This is a genomic window from Sulfitobacter sp. M368 (assembly GCF_025141875.1).
Lineage (GTDB): Bacteria > Pseudomonadota > Alphaproteobacteria > Rhodobacterales > Rhodobacteraceae > Sulfitobacter > Sulfitobacter mediterraneus_A.
In genome coordinates, this window is record NZ_CP081113.1 from 1,327,413 (window position 1) to 1,349,021 (window position 21,609).

The following is a 21,609-nucleotide window of genomic DNA, read 5'->3' on the forward strand; positions in this document are numbered from 1 at the left end:
CAAAATGACCCAGTATTCAGGTGATTGCATGGTGATCTATGGTTGAACCGCTGGTTCTTCTGCCCGGAATGATGTGCGATGCGCGCTTGTTTGGGCCACAGATCGCTGAATTGTCGTCGGAAATGCCGATCATGGTCGCTCCGGTTACGCAAGGCGAACGGGTGGAGGAAATTGCCTCAAGCTTGCTTGAGATGCTGCCAAGGCGGTTTGCCTTGCTGGGCAGTGATCTGGGGGCGATTGTTGCGATGGAAATTCTGCGCCGCGCAGAAGGCCGCGTTTCGCGCCTAGCCCTGATGGGGGCCAATCCGCTGGCGGAAACGCCGGTGATGGCGGCCAACCGCGAGCCCGAGATCGTCAAGGCGCGATCGGGGCGGATGGCCGAAGTGATGCGCACGGCCCTGTCCCCAGACCATCTTGCCCCCGGTCCACAGCGGATGGAAGTGATGGCGCTGGTGGCGGATATGGCCGAAGTGCTGGGCGCGGATGTGTTCATCCGGCAATCACGGGCGATGCAGCGCCGGCGGGATCAACAATCGGTTCTGCGGAAATGCAAAGTCCCTGCGCTGGTGCTGTGCGGGGTGCATGATGCGTTGTGCCCGGTCAAACGGCACAGCTTTATGGCGGAGCTGATCCCGTCTGCCAAGCTGACCGTGCTGGAAAACTCCGGCCATTATCCGATGTTGGAACAGCCGATGGAAACCACTGCGGCGCTGCGCGAATGGATGGGGCTGCCGGTGATCTTGCGGTAGGGTGGCGTTAGCCAATTAGATTTGTGCGGGTTTCTTTGGTCAGAACCGTTACGGGGGCCGTGGGCGTTCGTGTTTTGATGTCGAAGAAGGGCGTGTTTTTCCAACGGCCGGTCAGCCGGGCGATCAAGCCACGCCACAGGACACCCCCGAACAATGCCAGTTTTCCCTGATGTTGGCTGGTGCCGTCGGGTTGAGGGACAAAGGCTTGCGATTTCACCGGCCCGATGGCCGTGGCGTCTGCCAACCGCCGGGTGATAAGCGCCGCCAATGGTATCTTGGGGCTGCGTAATGTGGTGAATAGTGCCGCATTGCAGCATGCTGCGCGCCAGCGCAGGATGTTTTTGGGACCGAAGGAAAAGACCGCAAGCTGGTCTTGCCCTTGCTGAAAGCTAATTTTGTCCGGTGTTGTCTGAAACAGGGTCACGCCCTGATCACCGGGATCAGGATCACCTGTATAGATCATCGCGGCCCGGCACGAGCTGCAAAAACAGCGGACGTGGGTACCGGCATCGGGGGCTGCATCATGCAAGGTGCCTTTCACCTGACCGCACCGGCAGGAGAAAGGCAGATCGGTCAATGGATCAGGCCGCCTTGGTTTTCTTGGCTGGCTTTGCGGCAGGTTTGCCTTCGTTGGCGTCGATGAAGTTCAACACCAATGGCCGGATGTTGTTGCGCCAGCTTTTGCCAGCAAAGATGCCGTAGTGGCCCGCGCCTTCTTCGACGTGGTTGGCTTTTTTGCTGTCCGGCAGGCCGGTCAACAGGTCCAGCGCGGCAACACATTGGCCGGGTGCGGAAATGTCATCCTCGGAGCCTTCGACGGTTTTCACCGCAACCGTTGTGATCTTGCCGATGTCCACTTTCTTGCCCGCAACAGTGAAGTTGTTGCTGGCGATTTCGCCGGCTTTGAAGATTCGCTCAACCGTGGAAAGATAGAACTCGGCGGTCATGTCCATCACGGCAAGGTATTCATCATAAAACTTGTTGTGCTTGTCGTGCTCATGGGCCTCATCGCGCATCACGCGGGAGATCTGGTTCTTGAAAGCGTCCATATGGGTCTCGCTGTTCATCGAGATGAAGGAGGCCAATTGCAGGAGGCCAGGGTAAACCATGCGGCCTACACCCTTGTATTTAAAGCCGACCCGCTGGATCATCGATTCCTCAAGCTGGCCCATCGTGACCCGGCGGCCAAAGTCCGTCACATCTGTGGCGGCGGCGTTGGGGTCGATCGGACCACCGATCAATGTCAGGGAGCGCGGCTGCGCATCGGGGTCTTCTTCGGCCAGATAAGCCGTCGCGGCCAGCGCCAGCGGGGCAGGTTGGCACACAGCGATCACATGGGTTTCCGGACCCAGCTCGCGCAGGTAGTCGACCAGATACAACGTGTAATCTTCGATGTCGAATTTGCCGGCGCTGACTGGAATGTCACGCGCGTTGTGCCAATCTGTAATGTAGACGTCACAATCGGGCAGCAAGCTGATCACGGTTGAGCGCAGCAAAGTTGCGTAGTGGCCGGACATTGGTGCCACCAATAGAACGCGCCGCTTTTTGTCGGTGCGGCCCTGAACGCGGAAATGAATGAGATCGCCAAAATCGCCCTCTACCACGGTTTCGGTTGTCACCAACCGGTCCTGACCGTTGGCCCCGACGAAGGGAGGAATGTTCCAATCGGGTTTCACCACCATCCGCGAGAACGTACGTTCCGTCACTTCGCCCCAAGCGGCCATCCATTCAAGCGTAGGGTTTGGAAACATCGAAAAAGCAGGGTAGGATGCCATGGCAAGTGCAGAGGCGCCGAGCCACTGATTGGTGTTCCGAAAGGTTTCCATCAGGTCGTAAGTAGCCATGTAGCGCATGAAGGGTGTCCTCGTTGTGAGCCCGTTGCCAGTTATTTTGTCACAGTCCTCAAGGAGAGGCGTGATGTTATGCTGCAGGTGCGAAGATAGGAGCAAAAGGTTAAGATGACAACTGAAACCACGGAAGAGGGCACGCCAACTGAGGCTTCGTTGTCGCGGATGGCCGAAAATTTAAAGAAAGTGGAGGAGCTGACGGCGCGTCTGACCGAGGTCATGACCCATCGCAAGACCCATCAGCAATCCCTCGACGGCCCGAATCAAGAGCTGTTTTCCAAGGCTGCACAGTCCTATATGGCCGAAGCGGTGCAAAACCCGGCCAAGCTGATGGAACATCAGATGGGGTACTGGGCCAAGACCGTGACCCACTTCATGGAGGCGCAGCAGGCGCTGGCGAAGGGCTCATTTGTCGCACCCGAAGACAAGACGGGGGGGGATCGCCGCTTTACCAATCCGCTTTGGGAAACGCATCCTTACTTCAATTTTGTCAAGCAACAGTATCTGATCAATTCCGAAGCCTTGTCGCAGGCCGTTGAAGATATCACCGATATGGAGCCCCGCGAGAAACAGCGGCTGTCCTATTTCAGCCGCCAGATCATCGACATGATGAGCCCGACCAATTTTCTGGCCACCAACCCGGATGCCCTTGAACGCGCGGTCGAGACCGAGGGTGAGAGCCTGATCAAGGGCTTGGAAAACCTGATCTCGGATCTGGAGGCCAATGATGGTGAACTGATCGTGCGGCTTGCGGATGAAAAGGCGTTTGAGTTGGGCCGCAACATCGCCACCACGCCGGGCAAGGTCGTGTTCCGCAACAAGATGTTTGAGCTGATTCAATACACCCCCAGCACGGAAGAGGTACATGCCACGCCGCTGGTTGTGTTCCCGCCCTGGATCAACAAGTTCTATATTCTTGATCTCAAGGCCCAGAACTCATTGGTCAAATGGGTTGTCGATCAGGGCTACACCTTGTTCATGGTGTCTTGGGTCAACCCGGATGCGGCCTACCGCGATATCGGTATGGAAGATTACGTCGAAGACGGTTATCTGGCCGCGATCGCAGAGGCCAAGAAGATCACCGGACAGAAACAGGTCAACGCCGTTGGCTATTGCATTGCGGGCACAACGCTGTCGCTGACCCTGTCTTTGCTGAAACAACGCGGCGATACCTCGATCAAATCGGCGACATTCTTTACCGCGCTCACGGATTTTTCCGATCAGGGAGAATTCCAGCCTTTCCTGACGGATGACTTTATTGATGGGATCGAGGCAGAGACCGCAGACAAAGGCGTGTTGCCCTCTGTGATCATGGCACGGACGTTCTCGTTCTTGCGGTCCAATGATCTGGTCTACGGGCCCGCGGTGAAAAGCTATATGATGGGGGAGACCCCGCCCGCCTTTGATCTGCTGTATTGGAACGGGGACGGGGCGAACCTGCCGGCCAAGATGGCGATGCAATATCTGCGCGGCCTGTGCCAACGTAATGAGCTGGCCGATGGCGGCTTTGATCTGATGGGGCACCATCTGGAACTGGGCGATATTGACGTGCCGCTTTGCGCCATTGCCTGCGAGACCGATCACATCGCGCCCTGGAAAGACAGCTATCGCGGCGTGCAGAAGATGGGGTCGGAGAACAAGACCTTTATCATGACGCAGTCGGGACACATCGCGGGGATCGTCAACCCGCCGTCCAAGAAAAAATATGGCCATTACACCAATGATGATCTGGGCCTCGATCATGCCGACTGGCTTGAAGGGGCAAAGTTCCACGAAGGGTCTTGGTGGCCGCGATGGGAGAAATGGCTGAAAAAGCGGTCTGGTAAGATGATTCCCGCCCGTTTCCCCGGCGATGATGGCCACATCATTCTATCAGATGCCCCTGGAGAATATGTGGCGAAAAAGGCAAAGCTTTGATTTTGATGACTTTTGGAGCTTGGTCCAGATTTATGCTGCGGTGCAGAAAAAATACTTGAAATGCCGCGCTGCAGCATCTATATCCTTTAGCAGACGCAGAAAGGCGGAGCATCCGCCAAGCACAAACCAGAGCTTAAGGATACTTGAAATGACTAAGACACCAGACATGACCGCAATGTTCAAAGACGTAATGGGTTCTTTCCCAGTGGATACAGCCGCAATGGAAGACGCATTCAAAACATCTGCGACACTGAATGAAAAACTGTCCGGCGTTGCCCTGACAGCTGTTGAGAAATCTACCGAGATTTCCAGCAAGTGGACAAAAGACACACTGGCGAAAATGGCAGATATGTCCAAAGCCAAAGCAGAGCCAGCCGACTATGCAAAAGCCATGACCGATTTCGCGTCTGCTTCTGCTGAAACAGCGGCCGAGCACATGGCGGCATTCGCCGAGATCGCCAAGAAAGTCCAGATGGACACAGTCGAGCTGATGATGGCTGCCGGCAAAGACATGCAGGAAGACGCAACAGCAGCCGTTAAAAAGGCGTCCAACGACGTTCAGGCCGCGGCGAAAAAAGCCACTGCGAAGTAAGACGGAATAGACCTCACATCACTTCCTCCCCTTAGGGTGTGAGGGCAGGGCGGGCTCATTGAGCCCGCCCTTTCTTTTTGTGCAACACTCCCATAAGCTGCAATGCAGCACGTAATCTGGGAGGACCAACCGTGGCGGATAAACCCAAGCCATTGCTTATCAAACGCTATGCGTCTCGGCGGCTTTATAATACGGAAACCAGCGACTATGTGACGCTCGAAGATATTGCGGGTTTTATCCGCGACGGGCGCGAGGTGCAGATCGTTGATCTGAAGTCGGGCGATGACCTGACGCGGCAGTATCTGCTTCAAATCATTGCAGAACACGAAAGCCGCGGCGAATCTGTTTTGCCGGTCGAGGTGCTGAATGATCTGGTGCGCAGCTATATGTCCGGTGATGTATCTGTGGTGCCGCAGTTCTTGCAGGCCTCATTTGACATGCTCCGGGACGGGCAGGCGCGGGTGATGGAAAATATGTCTTCCATGAACCCGATGGCAAAGATGCCGGGGCTGGACGTTATGCAAGCGCAGCAGCAGGCCTTTATGAAGGCGATGACGGGCAATTGGAGTGGCGGCACCACACCCGAAGCGCCCTCGGCGGCCAAGGCCGACGGCCCGGATCAAGGCGAAGATCTGGACGCAATCAAACGGCAGTTGGCGGAGCTTCAGGACAAACTGTCAAAGTTGAAGTGATCCAAAGGACGCGCGGCGGGGCCGCGCGGCATGTTTTTCGGGATATGCGTTGATCTGAGCCCACCTGTGCACCGGCGGCGCGGGTTGTACCGGTGGGATTGAGTTTTTCTTGCCAAATGAAGCAGGGGTCAGGCGGCCGCCTCTTTGGTTGCGTGGTCCAGCGCCTTGAGCAGCACCGCACAGACCGCATCCAATTGATCAAGGCTCAGTTGAACCGGCAAGCGCACGTCGCAGGCCCGCATCAGCATCGCGCGGGTTTGGGGCAGGTCGGGCAGATCGGGGATGAACTGCCAGTTCCAGAACGCGCGGGCGTTGTCGTCTGACATTCCGAAGACCTGAACCTTGACGCCCATGTCGGCGGCGGTTTGGGCAAATTGCGCAACTGCATTGTCTGACATTCCAATGAGATTGAATTGGATGGAATCGGGTGCCCGTGTTTCGGGCGCCAGCGGCGCGGGCACGTCGATCCGGTCGGTGCGCGACAGCCGGGCGGCGACGTAATCATGGTTGCGCAACCCATCTGAAGTACGGCGGGGCAATTCGGCCAGCTGCGGGCGGATCACGGCAGCGGCGAGGTTTGACATGCGCAGATTGTAGAGCGGCAGTTGGTTTTGCCAGCGGGCAAAGGCAGAGTGCAGGGCAGCATGTTTCTTCCAATTGTGTTCATAGGCGCCGGACATGATGATCGCCCGTGCAACCAGATCTGCATCGTCTGTGATCAGAATGCCGCCTTCGCCTGCGTTGATCATTTTGTAAGACTGGAACGAAAAGCAGCCGATTTTGCCCAGAGTGCCGATTTTCCGGCCATGCCAAAGGGTGCCGAGGGAATGTGCGGCATCTTCAATCACGGGAATATCTGCATCTGCACAGAGGGTCAGGATGGCATCCATGTCCGAGGTGTGGCCGCGCATGTGGCTGATAATCACCGCCTGAACTGAGGGAAGTTTTTCCGCAAAATCGTCGACATTGATGCGGTAGTTGTCGGCAACCTCACACAGCACGGGGCGGCATCCGGCATGGATCACTGCGGAGGGCACTGCGGCAAAGGTGAAGCCGGGGATCAGCACACGGGCCTCTGCCGGCAGGTCCAGCGCCTTGAGAGACAGAAACAGCGCCGCAGAGCAGGACGAGACCGCAAGCGCATAGGTGCTGCCCATCATTTGCGCAAAATCCCGTTCCAGCAGGGACACCGGAGCGTCCGATGTGGCGGTATAGCGGAACAGATCTCCGTCTTGCAGAATACGGTTCAGATCGTTTTGGGCAGCTGTTGGGATGGCTTCGGCCTGGTGCAGGTCGGGCAGTGACATATTTCAAGAATCCGAATTGTTGTTTTCGAATTTGTAAAACAATTGAGGGAACAGACCAAGGGCCAAGCGATAGCCGCCCTGTGGAACGGTAGTTGGGGTTTGATCAGATGCCCAACCGGTCGCGCAGGGAATACCAGGTCATGGCGAGCACCAGCAGCGGGTTGCGCAGCGCCGCGCCGCCGGGGAAGGGGCGGGTCGGGATCGCAGCCATTGTGTCAAAGCCGTCGCTGTCGCCTTGAATGGCGCGGGCCATCAACGCGCCTGCGTGGGTTGCCGTGCCGACGCCGTGGCCGGAATAGCCGGAGGCAGACAGGATGTTGGGGGCCACCCGTGCCACATAGGGCAGGCGTTTCATGGTGATGCCCAGCGTACCGCCCCAGGCGTAATCGATGGGGATGTCCTTGAGATGCGGAAAAATCTCGGTCATGGGTTTGCGGACTTTGGCCGCGATGTCTGTGGGGAAGCGATAGCCATAGCTTTCGCCACCACCAAACAGCAGCCTGCCATCGTGGGACAGACGGAAATAGTTGACGACAAAGCGGCTGTCGGCCACGGCCACGTCGCGGGGCAGCACGTCCTTGATGCCACTCCCCAAGGGGGCGGTGGCGGCGATGAAATTGTTGATCGGCATCACCCGCGCCGCCACTTTGCGGTTCAGCCCGCCAAGATAGCCGTTGCAGGCAAGGATCACGTGGTCGGCCTCGATCCGGCCTGCGTCGGTTTGAACAGTGGTTTTGCGGCCTTCGGTGATGTGGTGGGCCGGGCTGGTTTCGAAGATACGCACCCCCGCTGCGGCGGCGGCCTTTGCCAGACCCAGCGCGTAGTTCAGCGGGTGCAGATGCGCCGCGCCCATGTCCAGAACCCCGCCCAGATAATCCGGTGAAGGGCAGACCGATTGCAATGCCGTGTGATCCAGCGTTTCGATCTGGTCATAACCATAGCGGCTTTGCAGATGGTCCGCATAGGCGTGCAGATGCTTCAGATCGCCCTTGTCTGAGGCTGTCCAGGCCACGCCGGGCTTTAGGTGACAGTCGATATCGTGTTTTTTGATCAAGCTCTTGACCAGATCCTTGGCCTCTTCCCCCATTTGCCACAGGGTCGCGGCATGGGGATCGCCCAGCATCTTTTCCAGCGCGTCCTGCTCGACCCGCTGGCCGCTGCCCAATTGCCCGCCATTGCGCCCTGATGCGCCAAAGCCGACCCGCTGGGCATCGATCAGAATCACGTCACGGCCCGCCTGGGCCAAGTGCAGGGCGGCAGACAGACCGGTATAGCCGCCGCCAATCACACAGACGTCCGCCTTTTGCGCCCCCTTCAAGGTGGGAAAGCGATCCATCGGCGTGGCGGTCGCGGCGTACCAGCTGTCTGGATAAGCGCCGCGCCGGTCATTGGCATAAAGCAGGTTCACTTCCGTCACCTTTTGTTGGTCTGGGGGCGTCAGACGTTCATCAGCAGGTGTTCACGTTCCCAAGGGGAGATGACCTGCAAGAACTCGTCATATTCGGCGCGTTTCACGATCGAATAGACGCGGGCGAATTCGGTGCCAAGAACGCTGTGCAGCGCGGTGGCTTCGTCAAACAGATCAAGGGCAGAGCCGAGAACCTGTGGGATATCGCCATCGCCATCATAGGCATCGCCTTTGAATTCGTCCGCCGGGGCTTTGCCCTCGGTCAGGCCCAGATATCCGCAAGCGAGTGACGCCGCGATGCCCAGATAGGGGTTGCAATCCATGCCGGCGAGGCGGTTTTCCACACGCCGCGCCGCCGGGCCGGAAAGCGGCACACGAATACCCGTGGTGCGATTGTCGCGCCCCCATTCGAGGTTGATTGGTGCTGCGTGGTCTTTGACATAACGCCGGTAGCTGTTCACATAGGGCGCAATCACAGCCAGCGCATCTGGCATGTGGTTTTGCAGCCCCGCGATGAAGTGCATAAAGGCAGGCGTTTCAGATCCGTCTTCGGCGGAAAAAATGTTCTTGCCGGTCTTCGTATCCAACACCGAATGGTGAATATGCATGGCTGATCCCGGTTCATCCTCGATGGGTTTGGCCATAAAGGTGGCATAACAATCGTGGCGCAGGGCCGCTTCGCGGATCAGACGTTTGAAATAGAACACCTCATCGGCCAGTTTCACCGGATCGCCGTGCAGCAGGTTGATCTCGAGCTGGCCGGCGCCGCCTTCTTGGGTGATGCCGTCGATTTCAAATCCCTGCGCCTCGGCAAAATCGTAAATGTCGTCGATGACGGGGCCAAATTCGTCCACGGCGGTCATCGAATAGGCCTGCCGCGCAGCGGCGGGGCGGCCTGAGCGGCCAATCATCGGTTTGATTTCTTGGGCCGGATCAAGGTTGCGGGCCACGAGGAAGAATTCCATCTCGGGGGCCACGACCGGCTCCCAGCCCTTGTCTCGATAAAGTTGTACCACCCGTTTGAGGACGTTCCGGGGCGAGAAGGGCACCGGATTGTCATCGCGATCATAGGCGTCGTGGATCACTTGCAAGGTCCAATCCCCGGTCCAGGGCGCCGCGGTTGCGGTCTCCATGTCGGGCTTGAGGATCATGTCCTTTTCGATGAAACCTTCATCGCCTGCGGCCTCGCCCCAATTGCCAGTGATGGTTTGGTAGAAAATGCTGTCGGGAAGGTGAAAGTATTCCTGCCGCGCAAATTTGCTGGCCGGGACAGCCTTGCCTCGGGCGATGCCGGGCAGGTCGGGGATCACACATTCCACTTCATCAAGACGCCGGTCGGTCAGATATTCCGCTGCGGCTTTTGGAAGGTTTTGGGTCCAGTCGGCCATCAGGCCCTCTCTTTCTGCTTGGTCTTGAAGAATGTCGCGATTTGGTCAGCGATGTCCTGATTGTGCAGGGGCGCCCCAAGTTCTTTTGCGGCGGCGGCAAGTTGGTCGTCCGGCACAACCCCTTTGCCCCGTGTCTTGATCAGCCCGTCTATGAAGGCATGGCCAAATTCGGGGTGCGGTTGAATGGTCCAGATCCGGTCATCGTAGACCAGCGCCGCGTTTTTGCAAAAGTCGGTGGAGCCGATCACTTCTGCACCTTCAGGCAGGGCTGTGACCTGATCCTGATGCCATGCGTTCAGTGCCAGCTTGCGCCCGCCGATGTCATATTCAGTGCGGCCAACAGACCAGCCGCCATCGAATTTCTCAACTTTGCCACCCAATGCCTGTGCGATCACCTGATGGCCATAGCAGATGCCAACCATCGGGCGGTGGGCGGCATAGCTTTCGCGGATGAATTCTTCGAGCGGCGCAATCCAATCGTGATCTTCATAGGCGCCGTGCTTGGATCCGGTGATCAGCCAGCCATCGGCTTGATCCAGACTGTCGGGGAACACACCGTCCACGACAGACCAGACCTCGAAATCAAAGCCGTGCCCAGCCAGCAACTTGGGAAACATTTCGCCATAGTTGCCCAGTTCGTCTTTCAGCTCATCCGGTGAATGACCAGCCTGTAGAATACCAATCTTCATGTTCCTGCCTTACACGGTATCGAGGTAAATTTCGACCTGCTCTTGCGGGGTCAGCTCGGCCATATAGTGGACCTCCTGCCGCTTGGTCAGGACAAAGTTGCGGATCAACTCAGGCGCAAAAATCCGCGCTACGGCGGGGTCTTTTTCAAACAGATCAATGGCCGAAGACCAGTCGCCGGGGATTTGCGGCAGATCGGCGGCATAGGCGTTCCCGGTGATAGGTGCGGGCGGCTCAATGCCATCATCGATGCCATTGATCGCCGCACCAAGAACGGCCGCCAGCATCAGATAGGGGTTCACGTCGCCGCCCGACACGCGGTGCTCGATCCGGCGCGCCTTGTGATTGCCCGACGGGATGCGGATGGAGGAGGTGCGGTTTTCATAGGCCCAGCTGACGCCCGTGGGCGCGTGGCTGCCCGGCACCATCCGGTCAAAACTGTTGGCATGGGGTGCAAAGACAAGTGCGGAGCCGGGCATCGCCTGCATACAGCCCGCAACGGCGTGGCGCATCATATCCGTGCCTTCATCGCCGCCGTTGTCAAAGACATTGTTGCCGTCCTGATCAAGCACCGAAAAATGTGTGTGCAGGCCAGAGCCGGGATAATCTTCATAAGGTTTGGCCATGAAAGACGCGGCAAAGCCATGGCGCCGGGCCAGACCTTTGACCAGCATCTTGAACAGCCAGGCGTCATCCGCCGCCCGCAACGCATCATCGCAATGCATCAGGTTGATCTCGAACTGGCCCAGACCCGCCTCACTGATCGCGGTGTCGGCAGGAATGTCCATTTCCTCGCAGGCGTCGTAGAGATCGGTAAAGAAGGCATCAAACTGATCTAGTGCACGAATCGACAGGGTCTCTGCCGCCTTGCGCCGCTTGCCAGAGCGCGGAGAGATCGGGATTTGCAGGTTGCGACCCGAATCGTCGATCAGGAAAAACTCAAGCTCGACCGCGCACACCGGGGTGAGACCGCGTGCCTTGAACCGGTCCAGAACCGCCCGCAAAGCATGGCGCGGATCACCGCCATAGGGGCGGCCATCCTCATGAAACATCCAGATCGGCAGCAGGGCGGAGGGCGCATCGAGCCATGGCATGGGCATAAAGCCACGCTCAGTCGGTTTGAGAACGCCATCACGGTCGCCGGTTTCAAACACCAGCGGGCTGTCGTCGATGTCTTCGCCCCAGATATCAAGGCTGAGCACCGAGAAAGGAAAACGGGTGCCTTCGGTTGTGACCTTATCAGCAAAGCGGGTGGGAATACGTTTGCCGCGCGGCTGGCCATTGAGATCAGCGGCAGCCACACGGATTGTGCGGACTTGAGGATGTTTGCGGAGCCAATTGTTCATAACACACCTGAAAAGGCGGTGGGCATACGCCGCTCTGTTCGGGCGTGATGGGCTACATCACGGTCCAAAAGGCACCCGCCGCCCACGCGCCGGATAATTTGATCAAATTCTGGATACTACCGGATCAGATTGGGACGCAAGCGAATTTTGCGTTTTGCTGCTTGCGGCAAATGCCGGTTCAGCCGCGCATTGATCACACCAAAGATCGAAATCACGATGATCGTCAGCAAGATGAAATAGCCCGCAAGGATCGGATAGGGGACAAAGGGGTTAAAGGTTTTGTCGGCAAAATAGCTGGCGTAATAAAGCGCATCGCCGCGCTGCTGCCATGCCGGGAAGCCACTGAAAAACACCAGCGTTGTGGCATGGAACAGAAAGATAGCCTCATTGGTGTAGGCCGGCCAAGCAAGGCGCAGCATCGTGGGCCAGATCACCCTGCGGAAGCGGTTCCAACCGGACAGACCATAGGCATCGGCGGCCTCGACATCGCCCTTGGGGATGGATTGCAACGCGCCATAAAAAATCTCGCCGGAATAAGCGGCGGTGTTGAGGAACAATACAATCAACGCGCCCAGCCACGCGGCAGTGAAGGGGTTGAAGAAGGCAAAGTGGCTTTTCAGCGTGAGAAAGAAAAAATACCCGAAAAAGAATTGGATAAACAGCGGCGAGCCGCGAAACAGGAAGATAAACCACTCGGACGGTTTGCGCAGCCAGGGGTTCGGGCTGGCCTTTCCAAGGGCCACCAGGGTGGCAAAGAAAAAGCCGCTGACAAGGGCAAAAATACCAAAATAGATGTTCCAGATCATGCCCGAACCGATCAGCGTGAACTGATCGCACAGAGTGAAATTGTCACGCGGCAAAAGCCGTTCACCAATCCCAAGGGAGCGCAGGCCGTAATCCTGAATTGTCTGCCAACAGCTCATGCCGCTTTCCTTTGTGCTTCGCCGCCGGTGGTTGCCTGTCCATGGGTGAGGCGCGCCATGATCCGATCAAGCACGATTTCGGAGAACCGAGTGAACAGCAAGTAAAACACCAATAGCGCAAGGAAGTACCACATGCGCCAGTCGCCATGGGGATAGTCGGTAAAGCGGGGGGTCTTGGAACCGCCCAATTCCCGCGCCCAATAGACGATGTCCTCAACACCCAAAAGGAACAGCAGCGGTGTGGCTTTGATCAAAACCATCCAGAGGTTGCTGAGGCCGGGCAGGGCAAAAACCCACATTTGCGGCACCAACACGCGCCAGAACGTCTGGCGCTGTGACATCCCGTAAGCCTCGGCGGTTTCAAGCTGGGCCCGAGGCACGGCCCGCATGGCGCCGAACAGAACGTTGGCAGCAAAAGCGCCAAACACGATGGCAAAGGTCACAACCGCAATGCCGAAACCATAGCTTTCGTGCACCCATTGCGGCGCACTGCTCAGCGGCATTTTTGCGGCCTGACATACCACAAAATCATTGCCCTGCCGAATGGGTTCCTCCCAATCGGGGCAGAGCACCTTGTGGCGCAGATATTCAATGGCCTGATCAAGTGCGATTACAAAGAACAGGAAAAATGCGATGTCGGGCACTCCGCGCACCAGCGCGATATAGGTCTTGCCAAACCAGCGCAGCGGAAAGAACGATGACCGCGCCGCAGAGGCCCCGGCAAATCCAAAGGCAAGCGCAACAGGTGCGGTGATCGCCAAAAGTGTCAGCACGGTCACGACGGACCAATACAATGACATATGCTTGCCCGTGGTCAGGTAGCAACTGAGCCAGCGAAAGCCTTCTAGCTGGCTGGGGTCTGCGCAATATTCGAAAATGGTGGCACCTGTGGATGCTGTAGAAGTTGTGTTTTATCAAAAGGTAAGGGGAGGACGCGATGCCCTCCCCCTGATTGGTTTAGTAAGTCGCGGTTTCGTCGCCGAACCACTTTTTCAACATGGCGTTCAGCGAACCATCCGCTTTCATTGCGGTGATCGCTGCGTCGAACTTTGTTTTCAGCTCGGTGTCGCTTTCGCGCAGGCCCATGCCGATGCCGCCGCCCAATGGAACGTCTGGCCCAACAAACATCAGCTCACCGCCGGAGGCTTCGACCAGCGGCGCGAGGTAGTCTTTGTCCGCGAACACGGCGTCTGCTTCGCCCTTGCGCACGGCGGCCACGGTTTCTTCCGGCGTTGCAAATTCAACCAGCTGAGCGCCGCTTGCCGCAATGTGACCGGCCTGAATTGTGGATGTCTGTGCGGCAACCACACCGGATTCCAGATCCGCACCCTCGGAAGCTGCAACATAGGCAGAGGCGGTTGGCGGGAAGTAGTCCTGAGTGAAATCGATGACTTCATCGCGCTCATCGGTGATGCTCATGCCGGCCATGATGGTGTCATAGTTGCTTGAGACGAGGTTGGGGATGATGCTGTCCCACTCGTTTGTGACCCATTCGCACGTCAGCTCAGCGCGTTTGCACAACTCATTGCCCAGCTCGATTTCAAAGCCGTCAATTTTGCCATCGTCATTGAGGTAGTTGTACGGAGGGTAAGCGCCTTCGGTGCCCATGCGGATGGTTTTGCCGTGACCATCAGCAAATGCCAATGATCCGGTAACGGCCAACGCCGCTGTCGCGAGGATAATCTTCTTCATGAGTAGTCTCCCGTTTGGTTTTTTTAATTTACGAAGGTTGGGTTGCCGACAGGAACCCGCGCAGTCGTTCGGATTTGGGTGCGCCAAAAACAGCTTCCGGCGTCCCTTGTTCTTCGATCAGACCCTGATGCAGGAACACCACTGTGTCCGACACATCCGCGGCCAGTTTCATATCATGGGTCACAATCATCATGGTGCGGCCTTCAGCGGCCAGATCCTTGATAACTTTGACAACTTCTTGCTCCAGCTCCGGGTCAAGCGCCGAGGTCGGTTCATCAAAGAGCAGCGCCTCGGGCTCCATGCAGAGGGCGCGTGCGATTGCGGCGCGTTGTTGCTGGCCGCCCGACAATTGCGCCGGGTAGGCGTCACATTTGTCGCCAATGCCAACTTTATCGAGATAGGCGCGGGCGGATTTCTCCACCTCGGCGCGGTCACGGCCCAGAACCGTTAGTGGCGCTTCCATCACATTTTGCAGGATCGACATATGCGCCCAGAGGTTAAACTGCTGAAACACCATCGACAGGTTGGTGCGGATGCGCAGCACCTGCTTGGCATCGGCGGGGCGGCGGCCATGACCGGTGCCTTTCCACGCGACGGGCTCGCCCTTGAAGATCACTTCGCCCTGCTGGCTGTCCTCAAGCAGATTACAGCACCGCAGCAGGGTCGATTTACCCGAACCGGACGAGCCGATCAGCGAAATCACATGGCCGCGCTCGGCGGTGATACTCACCCCTTTGAGAACCTCCAATGCGCCATAAGCCTTGTGGAGGTTGTTGATTTGGATGACCGGCGTTTGTGTGTTCACGTGGGGCGTGTCTCTTTTTTAGGCGTTTCGGTAGGTCATAAAGAGCCAAAACCAAAACAAATGCAACGCAGAGCTTTGCCTGCGGGCCGTTTCGATCACATTCCGCCCTGAAACCGGTTAGTTTGGCGTGTTTTCGATGCGTTTTCGGGCCATTGCGCTGTCCTTGTCGGTGATTCCCAGGAGGCTCGCCACCAGACGCAGCAGCGCGTTTTCCTCGTCAGAGCGGTTGCCATCGGCCAAGACCACCTGCCAAAGTGCCTCAATCACGGCCAGCCTGTTCTCATAGGCGACCGCGTCTTTGATGGCGCGTGTAAAGCGGACGGTGTCCGGCGCTTCGGTCTCAAGGGTTTCGGCGTCGCTGCGCAGGGCACGGGCCGCATCAGCATCCAGCCCATAGCGCTGCATCACGATCTGGTCGATCCGGCGGGATTCGCTGGCGGCATAATCGTTGTCGGACCGTGCGATTCGCACCAAGAGCGCAGTCAGCGCGAGGCGTGCGTCATCATCTGGCAGCGGGGCGGGATCAGGCTGGGTCAGCCGTTTTATAAAATCTGCAAACATGGGTGCGATATAGGACGCCTGACCGCGCAGGCCAAGTCAGATCGAACGCAGGGCGTTTTCCCGGGCGGCCTGAATGTCGATATCGGTCAAGCCCAGGGCAGCTTCGATCTGCGAGAGCTGCTCTTCCTCGGCATCGTCACGGTCGCCATCGGCCAGAGCCACAGACCACATCGCATCACCCAGCGCCTTGCGGTCGGCGTAATCCACCTCTTCGCGCAGGATCGCCGCAAATTCGGGCGTGCCGGGGGCGTCGCGTTCCAGCGCTTCGCAGGTGGCACGCAGCTTGGCCGCTTCAATCGGGTTCAGCCCGAAGGATTGCGCAAGGATACGGTCGATCTGGCCGATTTCGGCGGCTTTGTATTCCTTGTCGGCAAAGGCCACGCGCACCAGTAACGCGCCGAGGGCAAGCTGGGCGTTGGGTTGGGGCAGGGGTTTCGGTTCGGGCGCACGGCGCGGGAAGAGACGTTCAAACATAAGCCGTTATTAGCTGAGGTTGGGTGGTTTTCCAAAGCGTAAAGTGTCAATGGCAAGCCCCTGCGGGTCAGTATTTGTCACAATAAAGCCTGCAATGTCATCGGGGCCGCGATTGCGGATGAACCCGACGGAAAATTCGCCGGTCGGGTCAATGGGAACTGTGCCGATCAACGTACCATCTCGGCGGTGGAACGAGACTATTGCAACGCCAGCCTCGCCGCCGCGCAGATCGAAGGCAAAGGCGGATTGGTCCTCGTCGAACAAAACCGCAATTGCGCCTTCGCCCTGCGCCTCGCGCTTGGGGTAGCCCGCCGCGCCATATCCGTTGAGCACGGTCGTGCCGCCAAACCGCACCACTGAAAGGTTTTGCCCCGCATCGCCGGGCATCATCGTGAGGGGGGCAAAAGCGGTGCCGGCGATCTGGTCATGGGTGCCGACATTCTCGACAATCTGGCCGGCAAAGCGTTCGCCAAAGGTTGCGCCGGGCAGGGGCAGGATATCATCGACCCGAAAACCCGGCCCACCACCGGCCTGAATATCGTCAAAAGTGATGATTTGCGGCAGGACCAAACCGTCTGGATCCACCAGACATACCGGCGCGCCGCAGGCCAATGCGGCATGTGGCATCAAGGCCAGAAGAATTGCGCCGAGACGTGTCATGCCGCAAGACTAGCATATTTTTCGAGATGCGTAGCGTTTTAGTTGTCCGCAGGTCTCACAACTTGGCGAAGAGAGCAGCCAGACGCTTGGCCTCATCGGCCAGACCATAGGGCGGGTTGATCACAAACAGGCCCGAACCCACCATCCCGTGGCCGGGGCGTGCGGGGGGAAACCGGACCTCGGACCGTAGGGCATCGGGGTGCGCTTGGGACAGTGTTTGCAACATCGGTAGATGCGCCTTGTTGTTCAGGATCGGATACCAAAGGGCGATGATCCCGACGTTCCACGCGCGGGCCAGTTTGCCGATCTGTTTGGGAATGTCCTGATAGTCGGTTTTGATCTCATAGCTGGGATCAATCAACAGCAGCCCACGGCGCGGGGTCGGTGGGGTCAGGGCAAAGGCCATCTGGAACCCGTCCTGCAAATAGCATTTCGCCGGATAGGGCGACATGGCCAGATCAAGCCCGCTGTGTTCTTGGGGGTGCAATTCGGCCAGATGGATCCTGTCCTGTGTCCGCAACAGCTGCGCGGCAATCATTGGCGATCCGGGGTAGGCATCAGGTCCATGAGTGGCGCGGGTTTGCGTCAGAACTTCTGCATAGGGATGATCTGTCGCAAACCATCCTTTAACCTTTTCAACCCCTTGCGCCGCCTCACCGGTCTTGAGCGCGGCGTCATCCGTCAAATCATAGAGCGCCCGGCCAGAATGGGTTTCCATATAGGTGAGGGGCTTATCCTTGCGGGTCAAATAGGCCAGCATCCAGGCCAGCAGTGCGTGTTTTTGCACGTCCGCCAGATTACCCGCGTGATAGATGTGTTGATAGCTCAGCATCTGACCCGTGTAGCGGTTTGAAGCAGCGGCGCAATAGGGTGCGGATCAGAAAACATCGCCAATAACCCTGTCCTGAAACCACAAGAGCGACGGATAGGCGGCGATCCAGATCCAGACAAAGCGGTTCAACCCAAAGAAAATCGCATTCGACAAATGGAAGCTTGCCCCGATGCACAGCGCGGCAATCAACAGGGTCTGATCCAGCAGGGCCAGTGGAAAGACCACTTCAAACAGGATAACCGCCCAAGACGCAGTCCAAAGCAGGCGCGGACGCGCCGCAAGTTTGCGCAGGTTTTCACTGACCGGATAGGCGGAAAAGGCAAACACATCCCGCAGCGCCCGGCCGGAGCGCCATTCAGGGTTCACGATCTTGACCCGCCCGGAGATGAAATAGGACAACGTCAGCTGAAATGCGAGATAGCCAAAGATCACCTCTTGCCAGAACAGGCTCGGCATCCATTGCGCAAGGGTCAGGCACCACAGGATCAGCAGGCTCATCCGGTCGCTGCCACCGTTATAGGGGCCCTGAAACCGATGCAGCATCCACAGGCTGATCACCACGAGAACCAGCAATGCCAGTTCGGTTTGGGCGCCAAAGAGCAGGGCAAGGCAGGCCACGATACGGACGGCAAAGATCGCCCGTTCCACCCCGCTGCGCAGCATGAATTCGGCGCTTTGCTGAAGGAAAGCCAGCGCGATCAGCACTTCGGTGGCGCGAAAGGCGGTGTCGAGCGTCATGGGCGGCCTCGATAGCGGCGCGGCTCGGACATATAGGTGATGCTTTCGGTGATCTGCTCGCCTTCGCGGCGCACAAAGATCAGACGGAATTGCAGGTTCAGCGGGCCATCTTCAATGGGACCGGGCGCCGAGACATAAAAGTTCAACCTGTCAAAAATCTCATCCACGCTGTGCTGAGTGGGGTTCAGCATCAACCGCTCTGACAGGCTCACAAGATAGAGGGAATCGTTCCAACGCGGGTTCCAGAACAAGCGCCGCAGGATGGTCAGCAGGGACAGGCGTTGTGGCCGAGGCCGAAACTCGTTCCAGCCTTCGCCATCTTCCAAAGGGATAGAGAACAGCCGCCACTGCACGCGCGGCGAGGGTTCAATCGCTTTGAAAAATTCCCAGGACGGGATCAGCCCCGGCAACAGCAGGAAGAAAAGACGCACCATATTGGCAACTTAACACCTGCGATTTTCAGCAGCGTTAAACCAGCCGCGACATTTCCTTGGCCGCGCGGACAAAGTCCTTGAACAGGGGATGCGGGTCAAAGGGTTTGGATTTCAGTTCGGGATGGAACTGTACGCCGATGAACCAAGGGTGATCCTGCCATTCGACAATCTCGGGCAGTTTGCCATCGGGGGACATGCCGGAGAATTTCAGGCCTGCCTCTTCGAGCTTGTCTTTGTAAGCGATATCAACCTCATAGCGGTGGCGGTGACGCTCATCAATGGCGGTTGTGCCATAGGCCTGCGCTACTTTAGATCCTTCTGTGAGGGTCGCATCATAGGCGCCCAGACGCATGGTGCCGCCTTTGTCGTCGCCCACTTTGCGCTCGACCTTGTGATTGCCCTGCACCCATTCCTTGAGGTGGTAGACCACAGGTTCAAACCGTTTCTTGCCTGCCTCATGGTCAAACTCTTCGGAGCCCGCCGCGCTGACGCCTGCCACGTTCCGCGCCGCTTCGATCACGGCCATTTGCATGCCCAGACAGATGCCCAGATAGGGCACTTTGTGTTCGCGGGCATATTGCGCCGCTTTGATTTTGCCTTCGGTGCCGCGCTCGCCAAATCCACCGGGCACAAGGATCGCATGGAACCCTTCGAGGTGGGAGCTGACATCTTCGGCCTTGTCGAACACTTCGGCATCGACCCATTCCACCTTGACCTTGACGCGGTTGGCCATGCCGCCGTGGGTCAAAGCCTCGGCGATAGACTTATAGGCGTCTTCAAGCTGGGTGTATTTGCCGACAATCGCCACGCGCACGTCGCCTTCGGGGTTTTGAATGCGGTCATAAACGTCATGCCAAACGGCCAGATCGGGACGCGGGGCGGGGGAGATGTCAAAGGCATCCAGAACCGCCTGATCGAGACCCTGCGCATGGTAGGCCAGCGGCGCTTCGTAGATGGATTTAAGGTCATAGGCCGCCACGACGGCTTCGCGGCGCACGTTACAGAACAGCGCGATTTTCTCGCGTTCCTTCTGCGGGATCGGCTGTTCGGAGCGGCAGACCAGAATGTCGGGCGCAATGCCGATGGATTGCAATTCCTTCACGCTGTGCTGGGTCGGCTTGGTCTTCAGCTCGCCACTGGCGGCCAGGTAGGGCAGCAGGGTCAGATGCATAAAGATGCACTGCCCGCGCGGCTTGTCGTGGGAAAACTGGCGGATCGCTTCAAAAAACGGCAGACCTTCGATGTCGCCGACAGTGCCGCCGATTTCGCAGAGCATGAAATCAACTTCGTCTTCGCCAATGGCGAGGAACTCTTTGATTTCATTGGTCACATGCGGCACCACCTGAATGGTTTTGCCTAGATAGTCACCGCGGCGTTCCTTTTCCAACACGTTGGAATAGATGCGGCCCGAGGAAACGGAATCGGTTTTGCGGGCGGGCACGCCGGTGAAGCGTTCGTAATGGCCCAGATCGAGGTCTGTTTCGGCCCCGTCATCGGTCACGAACACTTCGCCATGTTCAAAGGGCGACATCGTGCCGGGATCGACGTTCAGGTAGGGATCAAGTTTGCGCAGCCGGACAGAAAATCCCCGCGCTTGCAACAGCGCCCCCAAAGCCGCCGATGCCAAACCTTTGCCAAGGCTGGAAACCACACCGCCGGTGATGAAGATATATCGCGCCATATGTCCTGAGACCCCCGTGAATTCGTATTTGTGTTTGACCAAAAACACCAAACTGAGCTGCGAAATAACGCAGCACCACGGGATTTAAGCCTAACAGGATTCGGATGCTCAAGGCAAGGCCAAGCCGCAACATGATGTTGCGAAATATGGCATTGCCTCAATGTTTAGTGTTTTTCGTTCAGTCCGCCGCTGGCACCAAAGGTGCATTGTCATCGGCGGTTGGTGGCAGCAGGCTTTCACCGGCGGGCAGGCCCGTTTCGGTGTCGGTCACGGCTGGCGGCGTTGCGCTCAGACGGTCCAGAACCGATGCACCGGAGGATTTTTGCGCCACGATCACTGTCAAAGAAATCGAAGTGACGATGAAACCGGCGCCCAGAAGCCAGGTCAATTTGCCAAGCGCTGTGGCCGCTGCCCGGCCTGAAACGGCACCGCCGCCGCCACCCATGCCAAGACCGCCCCCTTCAGAGCGTTGCAGCAACACAACGGCAATCAGGCCAAAGGCCAAAAGCAGGTGAACGATCAGAACGACATTTTCCATGGAGACGGGCGCTTTCGAATTTCGTTTGCGGGTATCTAGGCGTCTTTGCGGCGCGGGGCAAGTCGGGATCGGCTTTGTGCGCCATTCTTTGCGGTCTAAAGGGCGGGGTGTCGCGGCTGCGCCGCATAACAAAGACCGCCGCATGGGGGCGGCGGTCTGTTGAAGCGGTGCTCTACCACGCCTTGTTAGAAGGGTTATCCTGGAATTGAGGTGGGTCAGACTCGCTTCGTAGGACAACCATAACACAAAAAACGGCCGATTTCGCGGGTTGAATTGTAAACGGATTAAATTGTTCCGCCGGTCATGGACAAGGTCAGTGCGCTGTTGCAGTCTCGCGC

At 57.9% G+C, this 21,609-nt stretch carries 23 protein-coding genes; 4 read left to right on the forward strand and 19 right to left on the reverse strand.

What is annotated here, in order from left to right; translation table 11 throughout:
- Nucleotides 1-38: 38 nt before the first annotated feature.
- Nucleotides 39-749 carry an alpha/beta fold hydrolase gene (locus tag K3754_RS06725; protein ID WP_259942198.1) on the forward strand — a complete coding sequence of 237 codons (711 nt, stop codon included), beginning with the start codon at nt 39-41 and terminating at the stop codon, nt 747-749.
- 7 nt (nt 750-756) lie between these two features.
- Here the strand turns inward: K3754_RS06725 and K3754_RS06730 are convergent, their stop codons facing one another.
- On the reverse strand, nt 757-1,326 hold the full coding sequence (locus tag K3754_RS06730) for a DUF6151 family protein (protein WP_259942200.1): 570 nt from the start codon (nt 1,324-1,326) through the stop codon (nt 757-759).
- A gap of 4 nt (nt 1,327-1,330) precedes the next feature.
- Nucleotides 1,331-2,602, reverse strand: a complete 1,272-nt coding sequence (gene phaZ / locus K3754_RS06735) for a polyhydroxyalkanoate depolymerase (protein WP_203211758.1) — start codon at nt 2,600-2,602, stop codon at nt 1,331-1,333.
- A 105-nt stretch (nt 2,603-2,707) separates the two neighbouring features.
- Here phaZ and K3754_RS06740 point away from each other — a divergent pair, with 105 nt between their 5' ends.
- The 3 genes from K3754_RS06740 to phaR all read left to right on the forward strand — a co-directional run bounded on the left by K3754_RS06740 (nt 2,708) and on the right by phaR (nt 5,797).
- Nucleotides 2,708-4,513 (forward strand): alpha/beta hydrolase, encoded by a 1,806-nt coding sequence (locus K3754_RS06740; protein ID WP_203211757.1) that lies wholly within the window; start codon nt 2,708-2,710, stop codon nt 4,511-4,513.
- A gap of 148 nt (nt 4,514-4,661) precedes the next feature.
- On the forward strand, nt 4,662-5,105 hold the full coding sequence (locus K3754_RS06745; protein WP_203212173.1) for a phasin family protein: 444 nt from the start codon (nt 4,662-4,664) through the stop codon (nt 5,103-5,105).
- Between the two features lie 131 nt (nt 5,106-5,236).
- Complete coding sequence (gene phaR, locus K3754_RS06750; protein ID WP_203211756.1) at nt 5,237-5,797, forward strand: polyhydroxyalkanoate synthesis repressor PhaR; 561 nt, start codon at nt 5,237-5,239, stop codon at nt 5,795-5,797.
- Between the two features lie 128 nt (nt 5,798-5,925).
- Here phaR and K3754_RS06755 read toward each other — a convergent pair whose 3' ends face one another.
- From K3754_RS06755 to secG, 17 genes are all read right to left on the reverse strand, one after another.
- Nucleotides 5,926-7,104 (reverse strand): DegT/DnrJ/EryC1/StrS aminotransferase family protein, encoded by a 1,179-nt coding sequence (locus K3754_RS06755; protein ID WP_259942204.1) that lies wholly within the window; start codon nt 7,102-7,104, stop codon nt 5,926-5,928.
- A gap of 103 nt (nt 7,105-7,207) precedes the next feature.
- Entirely contained in the window at nt 7,208-8,512 is a 1,305-nt protein-coding gene (locus K3754_RS06760) for an FAD-binding oxidoreductase (RefSeq protein WP_259942206.1), read from the reverse strand.
- Between the two features lie 29 nt (nt 8,513-8,541).
- Entirely contained in the window at nt 8,542-9,900 is a 1,359-nt protein-coding gene (locus K3754_RS06765) for a glutamine synthetase family protein (RefSeq protein ID WP_203211754.1), read from the reverse strand.
- The gene (locus K3754_RS06770) at nt 9,900-10,589 is read right to left on the reverse strand and encodes a type 1 glutamine amidotransferase (protein WP_259942208.1); all 690 of its coding nucleotides are present in this window, start codon (nt 10,587-10,589) and stop codon (nt 9,900-9,902) included. Before K3754_RS06770 ends, K3754_RS06765 begins: the two co-directional genes overlap by 1 nt.
- Before the next feature lie 9 nt (nt 10,590-10,598).
- Nucleotides 10,599-11,933 carry a glutamine synthetase family protein gene (locus K3754_RS06775; RefSeq protein ID WP_259942210.1) on the reverse strand — a complete coding sequence of 445 codons (1,335 nt, stop codon included), beginning with the start codon at nt 11,931-11,933 and terminating at the stop codon, nt 10,599-10,601.
- Between the two features lie 116 nt (nt 11,934-12,049).
- Nucleotides 12,050-12,856 carry an ABC transporter permease gene (locus K3754_RS06780; protein WP_203211751.1) on the reverse strand — a complete coding sequence of 269 codons (807 nt, stop codon included), beginning with the start codon at nt 12,854-12,856 and terminating at the stop codon, nt 12,050-12,052.
- Nucleotides 12,853-13,734 carry an ABC transporter permease gene (locus K3754_RS06785; RefSeq protein WP_203212171.1) on the reverse strand — a complete coding sequence of 294 codons (882 nt, stop codon included), beginning with the start codon at nt 13,732-13,734 and terminating at the stop codon, nt 12,853-12,855. The genes K3754_RS06780 and K3754_RS06785 overlap by 4 nt, the downstream gene beginning before the upstream one ends.
- Nucleotides 13,735-13,813: 79 nt before the next feature.
- Nucleotides 13,814-14,548, reverse strand: a complete 735-nt coding sequence (locus K3754_RS06790; protein ID WP_259942213.1) for a transporter substrate-binding domain-containing protein — start codon at nt 14,546-14,548, stop codon at nt 13,814-13,816.
- 28 nt (nt 14,549-14,576) lie between these two features.
- Nucleotides 14,577-15,353: an ABC transporter ATP-binding protein gene (locus tag K3754_RS06795; RefSeq protein ID WP_259942215.1), complete on the reverse strand. Its 777-nt coding sequence runs from the start codon at nt 15,351-15,353 to the stop codon at nt 14,577-14,579.
- 117 nt (nt 15,354-15,470) lie between these two features.
- Nucleotides 15,471-15,914: a TerB family tellurite resistance protein gene (locus K3754_RS06800; protein WP_259942217.1), complete on the reverse strand. Its 444-nt coding sequence runs from the start codon at nt 15,912-15,914 to the stop codon at nt 15,471-15,473.
- A gap of 36 nt (nt 15,915-15,950) precedes the next feature.
- The gene (locus K3754_RS06805; protein WP_203211748.1) at nt 15,951-16,388 is read right to left on the reverse strand and encodes a TerB family tellurite resistance protein; all 438 of its coding nucleotides are present in this window, start codon (nt 16,386-16,388) and stop codon (nt 15,951-15,953) included.
- Between the two features lie 9 nt (nt 16,389-16,397).
- The gene (locus tag K3754_RS06810) at nt 16,398-17,048 is read right to left on the reverse strand and encodes a hypothetical protein (protein ID WP_259942220.1); all 651 of its coding nucleotides are present in this window, start codon (nt 17,046-17,048) and stop codon (nt 16,398-16,400) included.
- Nucleotides 17,049-17,103: 55 nt separating this feature from the next.
- Complete coding sequence (gene rlmJ / locus K3754_RS06815) at nt 17,104-17,880, reverse strand: 23S rRNA (adenine(2030)-N(6))-methyltransferase RlmJ (protein WP_259942222.1); 777 nt, start codon at nt 17,878-17,880, stop codon at nt 17,104-17,106.
- A 45-nt stretch (nt 17,881-17,925) separates the two neighbouring features.
- Complete coding sequence (locus tag K3754_RS06820) at nt 17,926-18,618, reverse strand: HTTM domain-containing protein (protein ID WP_259942224.1); 693 nt, start codon at nt 18,616-18,618, stop codon at nt 17,926-17,928.
- The gene (locus K3754_RS06825) at nt 18,615-19,052 is read right to left on the reverse strand and encodes a hypothetical protein (protein ID WP_259942226.1); all 438 of its coding nucleotides are present in this window, start codon (nt 19,050-19,052) and stop codon (nt 18,615-18,617) included. Before K3754_RS06825 ends, K3754_RS06820 begins: the two co-directional genes overlap by 4 nt.
- A 34-nt stretch (nt 19,053-19,086) precedes the next feature.
- Nucleotides 19,087-20,733 carry a CTP synthase gene (locus tag K3754_RS06830; RefSeq protein ID WP_203211743.1) on the reverse strand — a complete coding sequence of 549 codons (1,647 nt, stop codon included), beginning with the start codon at nt 20,731-20,733 and terminating at the stop codon, nt 19,087-19,089.
- A 178-nt stretch (nt 20,734-20,911) separates the two neighbouring features.
- Complete coding sequence (gene secG, locus K3754_RS06835) at nt 20,912-21,271, reverse strand: preprotein translocase subunit SecG (RefSeq protein ID WP_203211742.1); 360 nt, start codon at nt 21,269-21,271, stop codon at nt 20,912-20,914.
- Between the last annotated feature and the right edge of the window lie 338 nt (nt 21,272-21,609).